Genomic DNA, 20,724 nt, shown 5'->3' with positions numbered 1-20,724 from the left:
TCCTCGGGCGCCGTTGGATCTTCAGGGTCCGCGACGAGCCGATCGGATTGAACGGAACCTGACCATGACTAGCCCCCGCCCGCTCGACGGCATCACCGTCGTCTCGCTCGAACATGCGATCGCAGCGCCCTTCTGCACCCGCCAGCTGGCCGACCAGGGCGCGCGCGTCATCAAGGTCGAGCGCGCCGGCGAGGGCGACTTCGCCCGCCACTACGACGACCGCGTGGCCGGCCAATGCTCGCACTTCGTCTGGGTCAACCGCTCGAAGGAAAGCCTGGCGCTGGACCTGAAGAGCCCCGCGGCCGCCGAGGTGATGCAGCGCCTGCTGGCCCGGGCCGATGTGTTCGTGCAGAACCTCGCGCCCGGCGCCGCCGCGCGCCTCGGCCTCGATGCCGCCACGCTGCGCGCCAGGTACCCGCGCCTGATCGTCTGCGACATCTCGGGCTACGGCAACGACGGCCCCTACCGCGACCGCAAGGCCTACGACCTCTTGATCCAGGCCGAGGCCGGCTTCCTGTCGGTGACCGGCACGCCGGACGAGCCGGTCAAGGCCGGCGCCTCGATCGCCGACATCGCCGCCGCGATGTATGCCTACACGGCCATCCTGAATGCGCTGCTGCTGCGCGGCCGGACCGGCGCGGGCTCGCATATCGACATCTCGATGCTGGAGGCCCTGAGCGAATGGATGGGCTACCCGCTCTACTACGCCTACCAGGACGCCAGCCCGCCGCCGCGCCTGGGCGCCGCCCATGCCACCATCTACCCCTACGGCCCCTTCCAGGCCGGCGACGGCCGCACCGTGATGCTGGGCCTGCAGAACGAGCGCGAGTGGCTGTCCTTCTGCGCCCTGGTGCTCGAACAGCCGGAGCTCGCCGCCGACGCCCGCTTCGCCAGCAATGCACTGCGCAATCAGCACCGCGAGGCGCTGCGCGCGCTGATCCTGGAGCGCTTCGCGGGCCTTTCCAGCGCGCAGCTGCGCGAGCGCCTGGACCGCGCCCAGATCGCCAATGCCGATGTCAACGAGATGGCCGATGTCTGGCTGCACCCGCAGCTGGCCGCGCGTCGGCGCTGGACCGAGGTCGGCTCGCCGGCCGGGCCGATTGCCGCGCTGAAGCCGCCGGGCGCCAGCAGCGCCTACGAACCGCGCATGGACCCGATCCCCGCGGTGGGTCAGCACAACGACGCGATCCTGCGCGAGCTGGGGCTGCAGGCATGAGCACGGTGACCCGCCCGCTGGCACAGGCACGCAGCCTGCTGTTCGTGCCGGGCAACCGGCCGGAGCGTTTCATCAAGGCGCTGGACAGCGGCGCCGATGCGGTGATCCTGGATCTGGAGGACGCGGTGCCGCCGGCGGAGAAGGCCACGGCGCGCGCGGCGATCGCCGCGCAATGGCCGGCGCTGCGCGTGCAGCCGGTGCCGCTGCTGCTGCGCCTGAACGCGCGCGACTCCGGCGAATGGGCGCAAGACCTGGCCCTGCTGCCGCGGCTGCCGGGCCTGGCGGCGCTGATGTGCCCCAAGGCCGAGTCGGCCGCGCCGCTGGCCGAGCTGGCGGCTTTCGGGCTGCCGCTGCTGCCGCTGATCGAATCGGCGCGCGGCTGGGCCGCGCTGGCCGAGATCGCCGCGGCGCCGGGCGTGCTGCGCCTGGTGCTGGGTCATATCGACTTCATGGCCGACACCGGCATCGCCTGCAATCCCGACGACAGCGACAACAGCGACGACAGCGACAACAGCGACGAGAGCGAACTGGCGCCACTGCGTTTCGCGCTGGCGATGCACACCCGCATCGCCGGGCTGGCCAGCGCGATCGACGGCGTCACGGTGCAGACCGGCGATACCGCGCGGCTGCAGGCCGATGTGCGGCGCGCGCGCCGCTACGGTTTCGGTGCCAAGCTGTGCATCCATCCGCGCCAGGTGTCCGGCGTGCATGCGGCCTTCCGGCCGGGCGAAGAGGAACTGGACTGGGCGCGCCGCGTCGTGGCGGCCGACGCGGCGGCGCAGGGCGCAGCGGTGCAGCTGGACGGCCGCATGGTGGACCTGCCGGTGGTGCTGCGCGCGCGGCGCCTGCTGGAGCTGGCGAAGACCTGACAGACCGCGGCCCGGCGAGGGCTGCCGGCCCCTCGCTACTTCAGCTGGTCCTTGACCTTGTCGAGCGCGGCCAGCGCGCATTGCTCGTCGAGATGGCCGCCCGGCGCGCCGCCGACGCCGACCGCGCCGATCACCTCGCCGCCGCTGCGGATCGGCACGCCGCCGCCCAGCAGCAGGAAGCCCGGGATATGGACCAGGTTCGCGGCGGCCGGGTTCTTCTGCGCCGCCTCCTGCATCGCCAAGGTATTGTTCTTGGCCGAGACCGCGGTGAAGGCCTTGGCCTGGCCGGCGCCCAGGGTATGTGGGCCTGCCAGGTCGGCGCGCTGAAGCGCGCGCAGCACGCCGGCGCGGTCGACCACCGCAGCGCTGACGTTGTGGCCCTGCGCCAAGCAGGCCGCGACGGTCTGGCCGGCGATCTCGTTGGCCAGCGCCAGCGAAATATTCCTCTCGCTGCGCACCGCCTGGGCCTGGGCGACGGTGGCCGCAGCCAGCAGGCCGATCAGGAAATAGCGCTTGTTCGTTGTCGTCATGCAATGCTCCTACGATGTCGAAGCGGCCCCTCGGGCCGTCGTGCTTCCACTGTAGGTGCGGCGCGGTGCGGCGAACAGGCGTTGCGCTACGCGCTCCACCGCGTAGTTCTACGCGGATGGCGGCGGCTCGATCAGGCCGGCGTACTGCCGGATCAACTGGGCCAGCGACGCGGCCTGCAGCTTCTCGAACAGATGGGCGCGGTGCGCCTCGACGGTGCGCGGGCTCAGCCCCAGCGCCCGCCCCATCTCCTTGTTGCTGAGGCCCGCGACGATCAGGCCCAGCACCTCGCGCTCGCGCGCCGACAGCCGTTCGTAGCGCTCGCGGGCCTCGCGCTCGACCGCGCCGCGCTGGCGCACCTGCACATGGCGGCGCACCGACGCCTGCAGGGTCTCGAGCAGCAGCTCGTCGTCGACCGGCTTCTCGAGGAACTCGGCCGCCCCCGCCTTGAACGCGCGCCGGCACAGCGCCACCGTGCCATGGCCGCTGAGCATGATGATCGGCTGGTCGACGCCCTCGTCCACCAGGCGCTCGAGCAGGCTCAGCCCGCCGATGCCGGGCATGCGGATGTCGAGCAGGATCGCGCCGATCGCGTCGCGGTCGAACTCCTGCAGGAAGCACTGCGGCTCGGCCCAGGTCTGCACGCGCAGCCCGATCGTGCCGATCAGCAGCGCCAGGCTGGCGCGCACCGCCTCGTCGTCGTCGACCAGATGGATCAGCGCGCTGGTCTGCATCATCGTCATCGTCATCATCATCTCGCAGCCGGCAGCAGCAGGCTGAACTCGGCGCCGCGCGGGTGGCGGTTCGCGCAGGACAGGCTGCCGCCCATCGCCAGCGCGAGGCTCTCGACCAGGCTCAGCCCCAGGCCCAGGCCGTCCTTGCGGGTGCTGAAGAATGGTTCGAAGGCGTGGCGCAACGCCTCGTCGGACAGGCCCGGCCCACTGTCCTGCACCAGCAGGCGCACCGGCGCGGCGTCCTCCAGGAACAGCCGCAGCTGGCGCTCGGCGCGCGGCACCTGCTCGAGCGCCTGCAGCGCGTTCAGCACCAGGTTGTGCAGGATCTGCTCGAGCGCCACCGGATCGGCCAGCACGGTCGGCGACGGCCCTTCGAGCTGCGGCTGCACGCCGAGCCGCTCGGCCTCGGGCCGCAGCAGCTCGAGCACCTGGCGCGCCGCCGCGGCGAGATCGGTGGGCCGCGGCTCGGTCGCGAGCTCGGGCCGCTGCACCGCGCGTCGCAGCCGGGCCAGCACCTCGCTGGCGCGCTTGGCCTGCTGCACCGCCTGGTCCAGCGCGCCCAGCGCGGCCCCGGACTGCTGCTCGGCCAGCATGCGGCGCGCGGCCTGGCTGCTGGCCAGCATCGCGGTCAGCGGCTGGTTCAGCTCATGCGCCATGCCGGCGGCCAGTTCGCCCAGCGCATTGAGCCGGCCGACCTGGTCCAGGCGCAGCCGCTGTTCGGCGCGCCGGCGCGCGTCGCGCTGGCCGAGCCAGGCGTGCAGCATCGCCAGCGCCGCCAGCCAGGCGCTCAGCCAGAGCCCCAGTTGCGCCCAGGGCAGCTCGCCCCAGCCGAGCGGCCGCTGCGCGAGCAGTTCGAAGCGCTGGCTCGGCGAGGCCAGCGTCTTGCGCAGCTCGAACAGGGGCCGCCCCGCGCGCCCGGGCTGCAGCAGCAGCTCCCGTCCATCGTGGCGCAGCAGCAGGCGCACCGGGCCGTCGCGCGCCATCGGCCATTCGCTCCAGGGCATCATCCGCTCGATGTCGATCCATACCGCATAGCTGGCCGGGCGGCCGTGGCGCAGCAGCAGATAGCGTCCGCCGGCCGGGTCCAGCTCGACCAGAACCGCCTGCCGGGCCTGCTCGGACGCGGCATCGGCGGCGCGCCACGCGGGCCGCGGCCAGGCCGCGTCGCTGCGCAGCAGCTGCAGGACCTGCGGATAGAGCGTCGGCAGGCGCTGTTCGGGACCGGCGGGCTGCAGCAGCGCCAGGCTCGCCAGGATCGCGTCATGCTGGACCAACTGCTGGCTCAGCAGGCGATGGGCGATGCGGGCATCGACCTCGAAGGCCTCGCGCTGGCGCGCCAGGTCCAGCCTCAGGATCAGCAGCAGGCCCAGCAAGGCGATCGCCAGGCCGGCCGTCAGCAGCAGGCGCCGTGCGCCGCGGTGGGAAATGGACATGATGGTGGCCGATTCTGGCATCGGCCGGGCGGGCGGAGGAGCGACGCTCAAAAGCCCAGGGAAGCCAGCAGATCGTCGACGTCGTCCTGCTTCAGCGCCTTGTCCGGCGTCTGCACGCCCTGCAACTGCTCGGCGGCGGCCGGTGCCACGACCTCGCCCACCAGCTTATTCAGCGGCGCCTCGGCCCGCTCCAGCATCTTGAGGACCTTGTTGATCACCTGGCCGGACAGGTCCTGGAAGTCCTGCGCCATCATGATCTCGCCGTGCAGACCCTTCTCGCGGGCGGCAAAGCTGGCCGCGGTCGCCGCATAGGCGGCGCACAGCTTCATCATCGAACGCGCGCGCTCCAGGCTCAGCTCGGGCGAGGTGGCCATGCGCGCCAGCGATTCGGACAGGTCGGCGCCCTGGCGGCGCACCTGCTCGGCATCGTCCCGCGCCCCCTCGACCAGGCCCAGCACCTTGTTGGCGGCCTGGGCGGTCATCTGCTTCACATAGGCCAGGCGTTCGCAGGCGTCCGGCAGCTCGTGGGCGAGCTGCTGCAACGCGGGGGCGTCGATGGCGGTGCTGGTCATGGCTTGCTGCTTCCCTGATTTGTGCAGCCGGGCTGCACGCACCGCTGCTGAGGCGAAATGCTAGCCGTGCCGCCGCGCCGCCACGCATTCCGGCAGCCAGCTATTTCACGCCCGGGCCGCATTTATTTCCCGCCGCCGACCGTCAGCTCCAGAGATCCAGTGGCGGCTCGTGGCACAGTGCGCGCAGCAGGTCGCCGCGTGACAGAAACCCTTGCAGCCGCCCCTGTTCATCGAGCACCGGCAGGCCCGGCAGGCGCAGCTCCAGCAGCAGCTGGGCGGCCTCGCGCACGCCGGTGTCGGGCTGGGCGCTGGGCACCGGGCTCCACATCACGGTGGCCACCGGCTGGGCCAGGTCCTGCGGCAGCTGCTGCCCGCGCAGCAGATCGGCGCGGCTGACCAGGCCCACCAGGGTGCCGGCCGCGTTGAGCACCGGCGCCTGGCCGACGTCGGCCCGCGCCAGCAGGGCCCAGGCCTCGCCCACGGTGCTGGCCAGCGGTACGCTGACCGGATCGCGGCTCATCAGCTGCTGCACCAGGGTCAGCGGCTGGCGCGGCGGCGCCGCGGTCTGGGTATATGCCGTATAGGCCTCGGCCGCCTGCCGGCCCTCGCCGGCAGCCCGGCCGCCGCCCGAACCGCCGACGCCACCGTCGGCCTCGTCGCGTCCGGCCAGCACGGCCGCCGGCCCCGGCTGGTCCTCGCGCTCGACCGCCGCCGGGGCGCGCAGCCGCGCAACGGCCCGCACCGCGCCCGGCCGGTCCAGCGGCACGTTGAGCAGCTTGCCCTGCAGTCCGTAGACGACAAACATGGGGCGAGCATGGCACAGGCCCGGCTTTGGGCACAATGCGGTTCTCACTCCCACGCGTCCCTCCATGAAGCGACCCCTGCTGTTCCTCATCCCGCTGCTGGCCCTGCTGGGGCCGCTGCAAGGCTGCGCCGTGGTCAGCGTGGCGGGCGCCGCGGCCGGCGCCGCGATCTCGGTGACCGGCGCGGTGGTCAGCACCACGGTCAAGGTCGGCGGCAAGGTCGTCGAGAAAACCATCGACGCGGTGACGCCCTCGTCGGAAGAGCCGCCCAAGGCGGACGAGTAGCGCCACCGGGGTCGTCGATGCCGCCGCTGTTCGACCGCCCCCACCGCACCGTCACCCTCAGCCTGGCCCTGCAGGGCGGAGGTGCCCATGGCGCCTTCACCTGGGGCGTGCTGGATGCGCTGCTGGAAGACGGCTACATCGCTTTCGACGGCGTCAGCGGCACCAGCGCCGGCGCGCTGAATGCGCTGCTGCTGGCCCAGGGCTTGGCCGACGGCGGGCCGGAGGGCGCGCGCGCCGCGCTGCAGGGCTTCTGGCATGCGCTGGCCGACAGCGTGCCGGCGCATTTCACCAGCGCCGCGCAGGACGGCAGCGACGCCGGGCTGAGCCCCTTCATGCAGCTGATGCTGCACTGGGGCCATTACCTGGCCCCCGAGCAGATCAACCCCTTCGACCTCAACCCGCTGCGCGAGCTGCTGGCCGCGCGGCTGGACTTCGAACGGCTGCGCGCGCACAGCCCGGTCAAGCTCTTCATCGCCGCCACCCATGCGATGAGCGGCAAGCTGCGCCTGTTCCGCAATGCCGAGCTGAGCCTGGAGGCCGCGCTGGCCTCGACCTGTCTGCCGCAGCTGCACCGCGCGGTGGAGATCGACGGCGAGCCCTACTGGGACGGCGGCTACGCGGCCAATCCGGCGGTGTTCCCGCTGTTCTTCGAGGCCCGCAGCGCCGACATCATGCTGGTGCTGCTGACGCCGCTGGCGCACCGCAGCCGCCCGCAGAGCGCGGCCGAGATTCGCGCCCGCAGTCTCGAAATCGCCTTCAGCGCCAGCTTCATGCGCGAGATGCGCATGTTCGCCCATCTGCGCCAGCACCTGCCACGCCATTGGCTGGGCCTGGGACTGGGCGGCCTGGAGCGACGCCTGCGGCGCGCCCGTTTCCATCTGATCGAGGCGGCCGATGTGCTGGGCGAGCTGCGCGCCGACAGCAAGATGGCCGCCAATCTGCGCTTTCTTGAACGGCTCAAGGCGCTGGGGCGCGAGCGGGCGCAGGCCTGGCTGCTGATGCATCGCGAGGCGCTGGGGCGGCGCTCGACGCTGGACCTGGACGGCCTCTTTTACTGATCTTCCACCGATCTTCCACCAAGGCGGCTCCGCATTGTTCGGGATGTGCAGCATCCGCCGCCCATGGCAGCCTCGCGCCTGCCGCACAACGAGAGGAGCAAGCCATGGCGACCAAGAGGAACAGCAGCAGCACGCCCAAGCGCACGCTGGACGCGCGCCGCGACACCCTGGACTTCCGCGACCGCATGTATGTCTCGACCCTGGTCGAGGTGCCCAGCCATATCCCGCTGGAGAGCTACTGGGACCACCAGGTGCCGATCCTGGACCAGGGCCAGGAAGGCGCCTGCACCGGCTTCGGCCTGGCCACCGTGGCCAACTACCTGCTGCGCCGCCGTCGCGTGCTGCCCGACACCACGCAGGTGAGCCCGCGCATGCTCTACGACATGGCGCGGCGCTATGACGAATGGCCCGGCGAGAACTATTCCGGCTCCAGCGCCCGTGGCGCGATGAAGGGCTGGCACAAGCATGGCGTCTGCGCCGAGACCCAATGGCCCTACAAGCTCAAGCGCGGCACGACCGGCGGCCTGAACCAGGCACGCGTCGACGACGCGCTGCTGCGCCCGCTGGGCGCCTATTTCCGCGTCAACCACAAGGACCTGGTGGCCATGCATGCGGCGCTCAGCGAGGTGGGCATCCTCTACGCCACCTCGATGGTGCATGCCGGCTGGGACGAGGTGGGCGCCGACGGCCTGATCGGCCCGCGCGAGACGCCCGCGGGTGGTCATGCCTTCGCCATCGTGGCCTATGACGCCGAGGGTTTCTGGATCCAGAACTCCTGGGGACCGGACTGGGGTCGCAAGGGCTTCGCCCGCATCGCCTACGACGACTGGCTGCGCCATGCCACCGATGTGTGGGTGGCGCGGCTGGGCGCGCCGATCCGGCTGGCGCCGGCGGGCGGCGGCGCCGCGGTCAAGCTCGGCGATCCGTCGGGCGCCACCAAGCTCAGCCATGCCGGCCTGCGCCCGCATGTGGTGAGCGTCGGCAACGAGGGCCTGCTGCGCCCCGGCGGCGAGTACGGCATGACCGAGGCCGAGCTTGCCGCGGTTTTCAGGCAGGACCTGCGCCAGACCATCGCCCCCTGGCCCAAGAAGCGCGTGCTGCTGTACGCGCATGGCGGTCTGGTCAGCGAGGGCGCGGCGCTGCAGCGCCTGGCCGAGTACCAGCCGGCCCTGCTGTCCGGCGGGGTCTATCCGCTCGCCTTCATCTGGAAGAGCGACTACTGGAGCACCGTGACCAACATCCTGCAGGACGCCGTGCGCCGGCGTCGTCCCGAGGGCGCCTTCGATGCCGCCAAGGACTTCCTGCTCGACCGCCTGGACGACCTGCTGGAGCCGGTGGCGCGCGGCCTGACCGGCAAGGCCGCCTGGGACGAGATGAAGGAGAACGCGCTGGCCGCCAGCCGGCCGGGCGGCGCGGCACGCCTGGTGCTCAAGCACCTGACGGCGCTGGCCAAGGAAGAGCCGGCGCTGGAGATCCATCTGGTAGCGCACAGCGCCGGCGCCATCCTGCTGGCGCCGCTGGTGGGCCTGCTGGGTCAGGCCGGCCTGAAGATCAGCAGCTGCACGCTGTGGGCGCCGGCCTGCACGGTGGAGCTGTTCAAGAGCAGCTACCTGCCGGCCATCAGCGCCTCGGTGATCCAGGACTTCGCGGTCTATGCGCTGGACGACCAGACCGAGCAGGACGACCACTGCGCGCGGCTCTACAACAAGTCCCTGCTCTATCTGGTGTCCAACGCCTTCGAGGTGCGCCAGCGCGTGCCGGGGGTGCAGGACGGCACGCCCATCCTGGGGCTGCAGCGCTGCATCCAGGCCGATGCGCAGCTGGCCAAGCTGTTCGCTTCGAAGAAGGCCCGCTTGGTGCTGGCACCTGACCAGGCCGGCGGTGCCGAGCCGCTGAGCCGGGCCCAACACCATGGGGATTTCGACGACGACGCCGCGACCGTGAAGTCCACCTTCGCGCGCATCCTGAATGCCAAGGCCGACAAGCTGCCGGACATCCGCTTCGGGCGCTCCACCGCGTCGCTGCGCGCCCTGCGCCAGCAGCTGGAGAGCGACAGCCGTTGAACGCCGCGGCGACGCGGCAGCGGCCCGGATCGCTTCAGCGCATGAAGCGATCCGCCAGCAGCAGGCCGAACAGGCCGAACAGATAGACGATGGAATAGCGGAAGGTCGGCATGGCCAGGCGTTCGTCGGCGCGCAGCCGCCAGGCCAGCTGCGCGAAGCGCGCGCCCAGCAGCAGGGCGCCGGCCAGGTAGAGCCGGCCGCTCATGCCGATCAGCACCGGCAGCAGGCTGAAGCCCAGCAGGGCCAGCGTGTAGGCAAACACCCGGCGCGCGGTATGGGCCACGCCGAAGATCACCGGCAGCATCGGCACCGCGGCACGCGCATAGTCCTCGCGGCGGTGGATGGCCAGGGCCCAGAAATGCGGCGGGGTCCAGATGAAGATGATCAGGAACAGGGTCAGCGCGCCGGGGTCGGCCGAGCCGGTCACCGCCACCCAGCCCAAGAGCGGCGGCGCCGCGCCGGCCGCGCCGCCGATCACGATGTTCTGCGGCGTCGCATGCTTCAGATACAGGCTGTAGACCAGCGCATAGCCCAGCAGCGAGGCCAGGGTCAGCACGGCGCACAGGGCATTGGTGGTCAGCAGCAGCAGGGCCATGCCGGCCAGGCCCAGCAGCAGCGCGAACAGCAGCACCTGCAGCGCGCCGAGCCGGCCGCGCGGCAAGGGGCGGGCGCGGGTGCGCGCCATCAAGGCGTCGATGCGCCGGTCCACCAGGTGGTTCAGCGCCGCGGCCGCCCCCGCCACCAGCCCGATGCCCAGCGGCGCGCCGAGCCACAGCCACCAGGGCAGCGGCGCGGCATGCGGCGCCAGCAGCATGCCCACCAGCACGGTGAACAGCATCAGCGCGACGACCCGCGGCTTGGTCAGCACCAGATACTCGCGCCACAGCGCGCGCCGGGCCGGTGCGGCCGCCCGGCCCAGCAGGGCGAGCTGTTGCGAGGGTGTGGACATCAGCGGAAGAACAGCAGGCGGGTGAACCAGGTGTAATGCGCCTCGGCCGCCATCAGGCCCACCAGCACCAGCAGGCACAGCGGCGGCACCAGGATCGCGTAGATCAGGGCCAGGCGCTCCCAGGCCATGTGCATGAAGACCGCGACGATCAGCCCCGCCTTCAGCAGCATGAAGGTGATGATCAGGCCCCAGCGCAGCAGGCCCTGCACATGCAGGTAGTCCACCATATAGGACATGGCGCTGAGCACGAAGAGCAGCAGCCAGATCTTCAGATAGAGGCCTATCGGGTGTTGTTTGGTACTCATGGCCGTCTCCAGCATTAGGGCCTGGTTGGTCGCGTCAAACCGACGTTTTCCCGAGCGGGCGGCGCCGATCCGGCTTTGCCGGGCGGCCGGCGCCGCCCCCTCGAGGGGGCGCGCGAAGCGCGTAGGGGGCGGTCACCATAGGTAGAAGAAGGCGAAGATGAAGACCCAGACCAGGTCCACGAAGTGCCAGTACAGGCCGGCGATCTCGACGATCTGGTAGTCGCCGCGTTTCTCGTAGTCGCCGCGCCGCACCTTCAGCGCGACGACGATCAGGTAGATCACGCCGATCGACACATGCAGGCCGTGGAAGCCCGTGATCATGAAGAAGCAGGCGCCGAACTGGGCCGCGCCCATCGGGTTCGCCCAGGGCCTGACCCCTTCCGCGATCAGCTTGCTCCATTCGAAGGCCTGCATGCCGACGAAGGTGGCGCCAAGCGCAGCGGTGGCGAACATCAGCAGCGCGGTGTTCTTGCGGTCGCGCGCATAGCCGCGCATCACCGCCATCGCCATCGTGCCGCTGCTGCTGATCAGCACGAAGGTCATGATGGCGATCAGCAGCAGCGGCACGTTGGCGCCGCCGACATGCAGCGCGAACACCTCGCTGGGATTGGGCCAGGGCACGGTGGTGGACATGCGCACCGTCATATAGCCGGTCAGGAAGCTGCCGAACACAAAGGTGTCGCTGAGCAGGAAGATCCACATCATGGCCTTGCCCCAGGACACGCCCAGGGCCTGGCGGTCGGCCGACCAGTCGGCGACCAGGCCGCGCAGATCGTTCGGAATGCTGTGATCGCTCATCGCGCTTTCCTCCACTATCGCGTGCCGCAGATGGCCCGCACCAGATCCGGCGTCAGCAGCCCCAGCGTGGCGTACAGGCCCAGCCAGAGCAGCAAGAGGAAATGCCAGTAGCGCGCGCACAGCGCGATGCGCCAGCGCGCGCCGCCCTCGCGGTGATGGCGCCAGGCCAGCCACCAGCCGCCCAGACCGCCCAGCACATGCAGGCCATGCATCGCGGTCAGCAGGTAGAGGAAGCTGGCGGCCGGGTTGCCGGCCGGCACCACCTTGGCGTCCAGCAGCGCGGACCAGCCCCACAGCTGCACCAGCACGAAGGCCAGCGCGCAGGCGCCGCCCGCCAGCAGCCGCCCTGCGGCTTGCGGCGCGCGCAACGCCAGTTCCAGCACCAGGCTGCCGGCCAGCAGCAGCGCGGTGCCGAGCCCGAACTGCCAGGGCAGCGCCAGCGGATAGCCCTCGGCGCTCTCAAGCCGCATCACATAGGCGGCGAAGAACAGGCCGAACAGCATGCAGGCCACGCCGATGAAGAACCACAGGGCGATGCTGGCGGCCTGCGGGCGGTCGACGCCGTCATCGGCCCCGAGGGACGACAGGACGGCGCTCATGCCGCGGCTCCCTTGCTGCCGTGGATCGCGCCGGTATGGGCCGCATCCTCCACCCCGCCCTGCTCCGCCGGTGCATTCTGCGCGATGAAGTCCTCGCGGGCGCCGGGCACGCTGTAGGCATAGGCCCAACGCTGCACCACCGGCAGCGCCGCGCCCCAGTTGCCATGGCGCGGCGGGGTGTCGGGTGTCTGCCATTCCAGCGAGGCGGCGCGCCAGGGGTTGGGCTCGGCCTTGCGGCCGCGGAAGGCGCTGTAGATCAGGTTCCAGACGAACACCAGCTGCACCACGCCGACGATGATGGCCACCACGGTGATGAAGGCGTTGAGCTGGTGGGCCGAGGCCGGGAAGGAGCTGTAGGGCTCGTAGTTGTAATAGCGCCGCGGCATGCCCAGCAGACCCAGGTAATGCATCGGGAAATAGATCGCGTAGGTGCCGAGGAAGGTGACCCAGAAGTGGAAATGGCCCAGGCGGTCGTCCAGCATGCGCCCGCTGATCTTCGGGTACCAGTGGTAGATCGCGCCGAACACCACCAAGAGCGGCGCCACGCCCATCACCATATGGAAATGCGCGACGACGAAGTAGCTGCCCGACAGCGGAATGTCGACCGACACATTGCCGAGGAACAGCCCGGTCAGCCCGCCGACGATGAAGGTCGAGATGAAGGCCAGCGCGAACAGCATCGGCACCGACAGGTGTATGTCGCCGCGCCACAGGGTCAGCAGCCAGTTGTAGACCTTGATGGCGGTGGGCACCGCGATCACCAGGGTGCTGGTGGCGAAGAAGAAGCCGAAGTAGGGATTCATCCCGCTGACGAACATATGGTGGGCCCAGACGACGAAGCTCAGCACCGCGATCGCCAGGATGGCCCAGACCATCTGGCGATAGCCGAAGATGCATTTGCGCGCATGCACGCTGATCAGGTCGGAGACGATGCCGAAGGCCGGCAGCGCGACGATATAGACCTCGGGGTGGCCGAAGAACCAGAACAGATGCTGGAACAGCAGCGGCGATCCGCCCTTGTGCGCCGTCACCTGCCCCAGCGAGACCAGGGCCGGCATGAAGAAGCTGGTGCCGATGGTCTTGTCCAAGAGCATCATCACGCCGCTGACGAACAGCGCCGGGAAGGCCAGCAGCGCGAGGATGGTGGCGGTGAAGATGCCCCACACCGTTAGTGGCATGCGCAGCAAGGTCATGCCGCGGCAACGCGCCTGCAGCACGGTCGACACATAGTTGAGGCCGCCCATGGTCGCCGCGACGATGAAGATCAAGAGCGACACCAGCATCAGGATGATGCCCCAGTCGTGCCCCGGCGTGCCGGGCAGGATGGCCTGCGGCGGGTAGAGCGTCCAGCCCGCACCGGTGGCGCCGCCGGGCACAAAGAAGCTGGCCAGCAGCACCAGCACCGAGACCAGGTAGACCCAGTAGCTGAGCATGTTCAGGTAGGGGAACACCATGTCCCGCGCGCCCACCATCAGCGGGATCAGGTAGTTGCCGAAGCCGCCCAGGAAGAGCGCGGTCAGCAGATAGATCACCATGATCATCCCGTGCATCGTGACGAACTGGTAGTAGCGCTCGGCATTGATGAACTCGAAGGCGCCGGGAAAGCCGATCTGCAGCCGCATCAGGTTGGACAGCAAGAGGCCGACCAGGCCGACGACGATGGCCGTGCCGCCGTACTGCAGCGCGATCACCTTGTGGTCCTGGCTCCAGACATACTTGGTCAGGAAGCTCTGCGGTTCGTGGTGCTGTTCGTCGTGATCGTCGTCATGCATGGGCAAGTCCTTCGATGCGAGGGTCGGGTCAAGCGACGCCCGAGGATCCGGCTCGGCCGGGTCTGCGGACCTGCCCCCTGGAGGGCGCGCGCGAAACGCGTGGGGCGTGGTTCATGATTTCAGCGAGCGGATATAGGCCACCAACGCCGCCAGCTCGGCCTCGCTCAGCTCCGACTTGGGCATGATGGGCGCGAAGCCCTGCACCACCTTGGCCGTGGGATCACGGATCTCGCGCGCCAGCGCGCTGTCGTCCATCTTCTCCTTCGAGCCATCGGCAAAGGCCTCGGTCTTGCCATAGAGCCCCTTCCAGCTGGGCCCGACGCTGGCGCTGCCGTCGGCCGAATGGCAGGCCACGCAGGCCTTGGCCTTGGCCACCGCCAGGCCCTGCGCGGCCGGATCGGCCGCTCCGGAGCCGGCCACCGCCTCCGGCGCCGGCTTGCCGGCCGACGCGAAGCTGGGCTTCTGCTGGAGCCAGGCGCGGAAATCCCGTTCCTCCTCGACCACTACCAGCCCGCGCATATTCGCGTGTCCGACGCCGCAGAGCTGGGCGCACATGGCCTCGAAGCGCCCGGCCTGGGTGGGCTTGAACCAGAAGGTCGTCACCAGCCCCGGCACCATATTCATGCGGGCACGGAAGGGCGGCACATAGAAGTCATGCAGCACGTCGTGCGCGCGCAGCAGGATCTTGATCGGCCGGTTCAGCGGCAGATGCAGCTCGTTCGCCTCGACCAGCGCATCGTCCTGGCCCGCCGCATCCGCGGGGTCCAGGCCGAAGGGGTTGGCGGCCGTCACGAAGCGCGGATCGGTGCCGCCCAGCTTGCCGTCGGTGCCCGGGAAGCGGTAGCGCCATTGCCATTGCGAGCCCAGCACCTCCACCTCCAGCGCGTCATGCGGCGGCCGCACATAGTCGGCATAGACCTGCAGCCCCGGCGCCAGCAGCGCGACGATGCCGACCGTCGTGACCAGGGTCAGCCAGCGTTCCACCTTGTGGTTGACCGGCTGGTAGGCCGCCTGCTCGGTCGCGCGGGCGCCGCGGCGCCGGAAGCGCCAGATCACATAGACCAGGAAAAGATTGAGGAGGACGAAGAAGATGCCGGTAATCACGAAGGTGATCGTCAGCGTGTCGTCCATCTGCTGCCAGTTGGAGGCCAGCGGCGGCGGATGCCAGGGGTTGATGTAATGGAACAGCAGCGACGCCAGAACGATGACGACCAGGGCGATGGCAATGAGCATGCCGGTCTCCTCCTGTTCTTGTCCGATCCCGAATCAGAAGCGGCGCCCTGGGGCGCCGCCGCTAAGGCCCGTCAAGCCGTGGCCACCGAGCCGGGGCGGGCCAGCTTCCAGTAGACCAGGGCCGCCGCCATGCCGAACACCAGGTGTTCGACCAGATAGGCACCGCTGCGCATCTCCGCCACCCAGGGGAAGACGCGCGCGAAGCCGTAGAAATTGACGAAGTACAGCGCGATGCCGAACAGGCCGCCGATGATCTCCAGCATCGGCAGGTCGCCCTCGTAGTGGAAGCCGGTGACGATGAAGGCCACCAGGCAACCGAACAGCACGCCCAGGCCGTAGTGAATCACCAGGGCGGTGAGCACCACGCCGAGATTGAAGGCATGGGTCGGCCCCTGCAGCAGGCCGGGGCCCATCAGCATGGCGGCCACCTGGTGCGAGGTGTGCCAGGGGCTGCTGCCCAGCATCAGGGTGGTCCACAGCAGGTCGATCACCATCGCCAGCGCCCCGGCGACCAGACCCGCGACCACCGCCGCCGGCCAGTCGGGCATGCGGCTTTCCCATCGATGACTTTGCACCTGAAGTTCCATGACCACCTCCAAGGGAGCTGTGACGAACTGGAATCTCTGAGGGCCAGGTGTTGCTACCGCTGCGCGACGCGTGGGCTCGGCGTGCCGAGCGGGCATCGTGGCGAAGGCGCCATGCCGGAATGCCCTCGTTATATACCTGTGCGTTGCCCCTCGCAAGCGGGGTTGCATGCACAAACATCCGGCCCGATGGCAACACCCGGCCCCGGCGCATCCTCCGGTGCGGAAGCGGCGAACGCCGGGGGCCTTGTCCGCCAGGCGGCGACGGCCGCCGCTCAGCTCACCGGCAGCGCGGTCTCGTACTTCACCTCGCGCAGCACCACATTGCTGCGCACGCTGGCAACACCTGGCACCTTGAAGATCTTCTGCTGCAGGAACTGGTCGTAGGCCTTCATGTCGGGCGCGACCACCTTGACCACATAGTCGGCCTCGCCGGTGATGGCCTGGCATTCGATGATCTCGGGGCTGGTGGTGACCATCGCCTCGAAGGCCTCGACCGCGCCCTCGCTGTGCCGCACCAGGCTGACATTGGCCAGCACGCAGATCGACAGACCCAGCTTCTCGCGGTCGACCAGGGCCACATGGCGACGGATCACGCCGCTTTCCTCCAGCTCCTTGATGCGCCGCCAGACCGGCGTGGTCGACAGCCCCACCTGCTCGGCCAGGGCCTGGGTGCTCTGGCGGCTGTCGGCCTGCAGGGCCGCGAGGATCTGGCGCGTGGCCTTGTCGAAATTTTCCATCTCTTTTATTGCCTTCGGAGAGTTTTATATTCTCAATTTAGCCGAAATCAATAGCGATCGAGCAAACAACAACCGGACTTTATGGCAAAAAATCTTGCGCCAGAATCCCCGCGGAGACCCCGATGTCCAGCCCTGCCCTGCGCGACTACAAACTCTCAGACAATCTCGCCGCCCCCACCGGCCAGGTCTTCATGACCGGCACCCAGGCACTGGTGCGCCTGCTGCTGGCACAGAAGGCGCTGGACGAGCGCGCCGGGCTGAAGACCGCGGGCTTCGTCTCCGGCTACCGCGGCAGCCCGCTGGGCATGGTGGACCAGCAGCTCTGGAAGGCCCAGAAGTTCCTCGACGCCGCCCAGATCAATTTCCTGCCCGCGATCAACGAGGACCTGGCCGCCACCGCCTGCCTGGGCGTGCAGAGAGTCGCGCTGGACCCGAAGCGCACCGTCGATGGCGTGTTCGCGATGTGGTACGGCAAGGGCCCCGGCGTCGACCGCTCCGGCGACGCGCTGAAGCATGGCAATGTCTACGGCAGCTCGAGCCAGGGCGGCGTGCTGGTGGTTTGCGGCGACGACCATGGCTGCGTTTCGTCCAGCACCCCGCACCAGAGCGATCTGGCGCTGCAGGCCTGGAGCATGCCGCTGGTGCACCCGGCCAATGTGGCCGAGTACCTGGAGTTCGGCCTCTATGGCTGGGCGCTGAGCCGCTTCTCCGGCGCCTGGGTCGGCTTCAAGGCCATCTCCGAGGTGGTCGAGTCCGGCATGACGGTCGATCTGGACAGCGTGCCGCTGGACTTCGAGCTGCCCGTCGACCACCGGCCCGCCACCGATCTGCACATCCGCAGCGTCGACCTGCCGTCGCTGGAGCTGGAGTCGCGCCTGGAGCACAAGCTGGCCGCGGTGCGCGCCTTCAGCAAGCTGAACTCGATCGACAAGCACATCGTCGCCAGCCCCAGCGCCACTTTAGGCATCGTCACGGTCGGCAAGGCGCATTACGACTTCATGGAGGTGCTGCGCCGTCTCGATCTGGACCCGAACGCCCTGGCCGCGGCCGGCGTGCGGGTCTACAAGGTCGGCCTGGTCTATCCGCTCGAGACCACGCGCATGGCCGAGTTCGCCCAGGGCCTGACCGACATGCTGGTGATCGAGGAAAAGGCCCCGGTGGTCGAGCGCCAGATCAAGGAGCTGCTCTACCACCTGCCCGATGCGCAGCGCCCGCATGTGATCGGCAAGACCGATGAACAGGGCGCCGCGGTGCTCTCGTCCTTGGGCGAGCTGCGGCCCTCGCGCATCATGTCGACCGTCGCCGAATGGCTGGCGCGCCTGAACCCCGCGCTGGACCGCCGCCATCTGGTGGTCGATTTCCTGACGCCCTGCCTGCTCAGCAATGCCGCCGATGGCGTGCGCCGCCAGCCCTACTTCTGCTCCGGCTGCCCGCACAACACTTCTACCCGCCTGCCCGATGGCTCCAGGGCTCTTGCCGGCATCGGCTGCCACTTCATGGCCAGCTGGATGGAGCGCGGCACCTCCGGCCTGATCCAGATGGGCGCCGAGGGCGTCGACTGGGCGGCAGCCTCGCGCTTCACGACCGAGAAGCATGTGTTCCAGAACCTCGGCGACGGCACCTACTACCACAGCGGCTATCTGGCGATCCGCCAGGCGATCGCCGCAAAAACGAACATCACCTACAAGATCCTCTACAACGACGCGGTCGCGATGACCGGCGGCCAGCCGGTGGACGGCCAGACCAGCGTGCCGCAGATCGCGCGCCAGGTCGAGGCCGAGGGCGTCAAGCGCCTGGTGGTCGTGTCCGACGAGATCGCCAAGTACAAGGGCCACGAGAACCAGTTCCCGCCGGCCACCACCTTCCACGACCGTAGCGAGCTGGACAAGGTGCAGCGCGAGCTGCGCGAGATCGAGGGCGTCACGGTCCTGATCTACGACCAGACCTGCGCGGCGGAAAAACGCCGCCGCAGGAAGAAGAAGGAATTCCCCGATCCGCCCAAGCGCATCTTCATCAACGAACAGGTCTGCGAGGGCTGCGGCGATTGCGGCCAGGCCTCGAACTGCCTGTCGGTCGTGCCGGTCGAGACCGACTTCGGCCGCAAGCGCGCGATCGAGCAGTCGAGCTGCAACAAGGACTTCAGCTGCGTCAACGGCTTCTGCCCCAGCTTCGTCTCGGTGCATGGCGCGCAGCTGAAGAAGAAGGTCGGGGCCGGCTACACGGCCGATGACCTGGCGCGGGAAATCGCCACGATCGGCGCGCCCGCGGCCTGGCACTGGACCGGCCCCTTCGACCTGCTGGTCACCGGCGTCGGCGGCACCGGCGTCGTCACGGTCGGCGCGCTGGTCTCGATGGCCGCGCATCTGGAGGGCAAGCAGGCCTCGGTGCTGGACTTCATGGGCTTCGCGCAGAAGGGCGGCTCGGTCCTCTCCTTCGTGCGCCTGGCGCCGACCCAGGACCTCTTGAACCAGGTCCGCATCGACACCCAGCAGGCCGATGTGCTCTTGGCCTGCGACATGGTGGTCGGCGCCTCGCCCGACGCGCTGGGCACGGTCAAGCCCGGACGCACCGTGATCCTGGCCAACACCCATGAGCTGCCCACCGCGGCCTTTGTGCGCAACCCCGATGCCAGCCTGCAGGGCGAGTCGCTGCTGGCCAAGATGCGGCATGCGGTGGCCGAAGACGGCCTGCTGTCCACCGTCGACGCGCAGGCCATCGCGCAGCAGCTGATGGGCGACACCATGCCCAGCAACATCATCATGCTGGGCGCCTGCTGGCAGCGCGGCCTGATCCCGCTGAGCGAGGCGGCGCTGATGCGCGCGATCGAGCTGAACGGCGTCGCGGTCGAGGGCAACAAGACCGCCTTCGCGCTGGGCCGCCTGGCCATCGCCGCGCCGGATGCGATCAAGCGCCTGGGCGGCGAGCGCGCCCAGCCGGTGCAGCTGCTGCTGGGCCAGGACAGGCTGGACGGGCCCGACGGCCTGATCGCACGCCGGATCAAGCATCTGACGGCCTACCAGGACGCCGCCTATGCGCGGCGCTACCTGGCCCTGGTCGAGAAGGTGCGCGCGGCCGAAGGCCTGCTGGGCGAGGCCGGCAAGGCCGAGCGCCTGACGAAGGCCGTGGCCCGCTACTACGCCAAGCTGCTGGCCATCAAGGACGAATGGGAGGTCGCGCGCCTCTACACCGACGGCAGCTTCGAGGCCAGCATGCGCGCCCAGTTCGACGACTGGGAACGCCTGTCCTTCCACATGGCGCCGCCGCTGCTGTCCAAGCCCGGCCCGGACGGCCGGGCGAAGAAGCTCGAGCTGGGCGGCTGGACCTTCAAGGCCCTGAAGGCGATGGCCCGGTTCAAGGGCCTGCGCGGCACGCCGCTGGACGTCTTCGGCAAGACCGAGGAGCGCCGCATGGAGCGCCAGCTGGTCAAGGATTACGAGGCCCTGGTGGACGAGCTGCTGGCGCATCTCTCGGCCCAGAATGCGAACGCAAGGCTGGAGCTGGCCGTCAAGCTGGCGCGGCTGCCGGAGAGCATCCGCGGCTACGGCCATGTGAAGCTGGCCAATGTGGTGACGGTGCGCGCGCAGTGGCGGGACCTGCTGGACCGCTTCCACGGCCGCGCGGTCGAGACGCCGGTGCAGGTCGTCGGCAGGCCCGCCGAGCGGGTCAAGAGCGTTGCCGAGCTCTGACTGAGCCCGCGGCGGCTCAGGCCGCGGCGTAGGCCCGGTTCGCCAGGGCCTGGGCCACATGCAGCAGCTCGCTGTCCGGGAAGCGCGCCTGCAGCCGCGCATGCCCGGCATGGGCGGTATTGCAGGCCACCGCCACCGCGCGGGCGCCGCAGCCGCGCAGCCGGATGATCGCCTCGGCCATCGCGCCCAGCGGTTCGTCGCGGCCCTCGCGCAGCGCCTCGCTGCGATCCGGCACCGGCAGCTGGGCCAGCCAATGCTCGGGGAAGGCCTGGTCATTGACCGGCCGGCCGCTGCGCCGCATCTGTTCGGTGCAAGCCTCGACGAACAGGCGCACGAAATCGGCGCCGGCGGCCGGCCCCATGCCGCCGAGGATGCCGACCGGCCGGGTCTCCTTCATCTCAGTTCTCCGTTCCGGCATGCCCGCAGGCTCGCTACATGACGCCGACCGAACCCAGCGGAGCCCGAGGGCCCGGCTTTGCCGGGCCTGCGGGCGCGCC

At 69.8% G+C, this 20,724-nt stretch carries 19 protein-coding genes and 1 pseudogene; 6 read left to right on the top strand and 14 right to left on the bottom strand.

What is annotated here, in order from left to right; all coding sequences use genetic code 11:
• Window positions 1-64: 64 nt before the first annotated feature.
• Together AC07OQ_RS03675 and AC07OQ_RS03670 are read left to right on the top strand one after the other, a co-directional pair.
• A complete protein-coding gene (locus tag AC07OQ_RS03675) occupies window positions 65-1,216 on the top strand; it encodes a CaiB/BaiF CoA transferase family protein (protein ID WP_495051736.1) in 1,152 nt (383 codons plus the stop codon).
• Window positions 1,213-2,085, top strand: a complete 873-nt coding sequence (locus AC07OQ_RS03670) for an HpcH/HpaI aldolase/citrate lyase family protein (RefSeq protein ID WP_495051735.1) — start codon at window positions 1,213-1,215, stop codon at window positions 2,083-2,085. The genes AC07OQ_RS03675 and AC07OQ_RS03670 overlap by 4 nt, the downstream gene beginning before the upstream one ends.
• A gap of 35 nt (window positions 2,086-2,120) precedes the next feature.
• Here the strand turns inward: AC07OQ_RS03670 and AC07OQ_RS03665 are convergent, their stop codons facing one another.
• The 5 genes from AC07OQ_RS03665 to AC07OQ_RS03645 form a co-directional block, all read right to left on the bottom strand.
• Entirely contained in the window at window positions 2,121-2,615 is a 495-nt protein-coding gene (locus AC07OQ_RS03665; protein WP_495051734.1) for a GlcG/HbpS family heme-binding protein, read from the bottom strand.
• A 108-nt stretch (window positions 2,616-2,723) separates the two neighbouring features.
• Entirely contained in the window at window positions 2,724-3,365 is a 642-nt protein-coding gene (locus AC07OQ_RS03660) for a response regulator transcription factor (protein WP_495051928.1), read from the bottom strand.
• Window positions 3,365-4,780, bottom strand: coding sequence for a sensor histidine kinase (locus AC07OQ_RS03655; RefSeq protein WP_495051733.1), 1,416 nt, complete (start codon window positions 4,778-4,780; stop codon window positions 3,365-3,367). The genes AC07OQ_RS03660 and AC07OQ_RS03655 overlap by 1 nt, the downstream gene beginning before the upstream one ends.
• A gap of 47 nt (window positions 4,781-4,827) precedes the next feature.
• A complete protein-coding gene (locus AC07OQ_RS03650; protein ID WP_495051732.1) occupies window positions 4,828-5,352 on the bottom strand; it encodes a protein phosphatase CheZ in 525 nt (174 codons plus the stop codon).
• 142 nt (window positions 5,353-5,494) lie between these two features.
• A complete protein-coding gene (locus tag AC07OQ_RS03645; protein WP_495051731.1) occupies window positions 5,495-6,157 on the bottom strand; it encodes a CBS domain-containing protein in 663 nt (220 codons plus the stop codon).
• A gap of 64 nt (window positions 6,158-6,221) precedes the next feature.
• On the opposite strand from AC07OQ_RS03645, the gene AC07OQ_RS03640 reads away from it, so the two are divergent.
• The 3 genes from AC07OQ_RS03640 (at window position 6,222) to AC07OQ_RS03630 (ending at window position 9,561) form a co-directional block, all read left to right on the top strand.
• Window positions 6,222-6,440: a hypothetical protein gene (locus AC07OQ_RS03640; RefSeq protein ID WP_495051730.1), complete on the top strand. Its 219-nt coding sequence runs from the start codon at window positions 6,222-6,224 to the stop codon at window positions 6,438-6,440.
• A 17-nt stretch (window positions 6,441-6,457) separates the two neighbouring features.
• Window positions 6,458-7,498, top strand: a complete 1,041-nt coding sequence (locus AC07OQ_RS03635; RefSeq protein ID WP_495051729.1) for a patatin-like phospholipase family protein — start codon at window positions 6,458-6,460, stop codon at window positions 7,496-7,498.
• A 104-nt stretch (window positions 7,499-7,602) separates the two neighbouring features.
• The gene (locus AC07OQ_RS03630) at window positions 7,603-9,561 is read left to right on the top strand and encodes a C1 family peptidase (RefSeq protein WP_495051728.1); all 1,959 of its coding nucleotides are present in this window, start codon (window positions 7,603-7,605) and stop codon (window positions 9,559-9,561) included.
• 34 nt (window positions 9,562-9,595) lie between these two features.
• On the opposite strand, the gene cyoE is transcribed toward AC07OQ_RS03630, so the two are convergent.
• From cyoE to AC07OQ_RS03590, 8 genes are all read right to left on the bottom strand, one after another.
• On the bottom strand, window positions 9,596-10,510 hold the full coding sequence (gene cyoE / locus AC07OQ_RS03625; protein WP_495051727.1) for a heme o synthase: 915 nt from the start codon (window positions 10,508-10,510) through the stop codon (window positions 9,596-9,598).
• Window positions 10,510-10,815, bottom strand: a complete 306-nt coding sequence (locus AC07OQ_RS03620) for a cytochrome C oxidase subunit IV family protein (RefSeq protein ID WP_495051726.1) — start codon at window positions 10,813-10,815, stop codon at window positions 10,510-10,512. The genes cyoE and AC07OQ_RS03620 overlap by 1 nt, the downstream gene beginning before the upstream one ends.
• Before the next feature lie 132 nt (window positions 10,816-10,947).
• Window positions 10,948-11,613: a heme-copper oxidase subunit III family protein gene (locus tag AC07OQ_RS03615; RefSeq protein WP_495051725.1), complete on the bottom strand. Its 666-nt coding sequence runs from the start codon at window positions 11,611-11,613 to the stop codon at window positions 10,948-10,950.
• Between the two features lie 14 nt (window positions 11,614-11,627).
• The gene (locus AC07OQ_RS03610) at window positions 11,628-12,212 is read right to left on the bottom strand and encodes a cytochrome c oxidase subunit 3 (RefSeq protein WP_495051724.1); all 585 of its coding nucleotides are present in this window, start codon (window positions 12,210-12,212) and stop codon (window positions 11,628-11,630) included.
• Entirely contained in the window at window positions 12,209-13,984 is a 1,776-nt protein-coding gene (locus AC07OQ_RS03605; protein ID WP_495051723.1) for a cbb3-type cytochrome c oxidase subunit I, read from the bottom strand. The genes AC07OQ_RS03610 and AC07OQ_RS03605 overlap by 4 nt, the downstream gene beginning before the upstream one ends.
• 111 nt (window positions 13,985-14,095) lie before the next feature.
• Window positions 14,096-15,217, bottom strand: a complete 1,122-nt coding sequence (locus tag AC07OQ_RS03600; RefSeq protein WP_495051722.1) for a cytochrome c oxidase subunit II — start codon at window positions 15,215-15,217, stop codon at window positions 14,096-14,098.
• A gap of 71 nt (window positions 15,218-15,288) precedes the next feature.
• Window positions 15,289-15,765 carry a hypothetical protein gene (locus tag AC07OQ_RS03595; protein ID WP_495051721.1) on the bottom strand — a complete coding sequence of 159 codons (477 nt, stop codon included), beginning with the start codon at window positions 15,763-15,765 and terminating at the stop codon, window positions 15,289-15,291.
• A 311-nt stretch (window positions 15,766-16,076) separates the two neighbouring features.
• Window positions 16,077-16,541: an Lrp/AsnC family transcriptional regulator gene (locus tag AC07OQ_RS03590; RefSeq protein WP_495051720.1), complete on the bottom strand. Its 465-nt coding sequence runs from the start codon at window positions 16,539-16,541 to the stop codon at window positions 16,077-16,079.
• 122 nt (window positions 16,542-16,663) lie between these two features.
• Here AC07OQ_RS03590 and AC07OQ_RS03585 point away from each other — a divergent pair, with 122 nt between their 5' ends.
• Window positions 16,664-20,227 carry an indolepyruvate ferredoxin oxidoreductase family protein gene (locus AC07OQ_RS03585; RefSeq protein WP_495051719.1) on the top strand — a complete coding sequence of 1,188 codons (3,564 nt, stop codon included), beginning with the start codon at window positions 16,664-16,666 and terminating at the stop codon, window positions 20,225-20,227.
• Between the two features lie 37 nt (window positions 20,228-20,264).
• Here the strand turns inward: AC07OQ_RS03585 and AC07OQ_RS03580 are convergent.
• Window positions 20,265-20,624, bottom strand: a pseudogene (locus tag AC07OQ_RS03580) (aspartate/glutamate racemase family protein); the annotation flags it as partial.
• Between the last annotated feature and the right edge of the window lie 100 nt (window positions 20,625-20,724).

This window comes from Roseateles sp. GW821-FHT09B06 (assembly GCF_059418245.1).
Note: the sequence above shows the minus strand (reverse complement) of the source record. Positions and strands in the feature narration are given on the sequence as shown.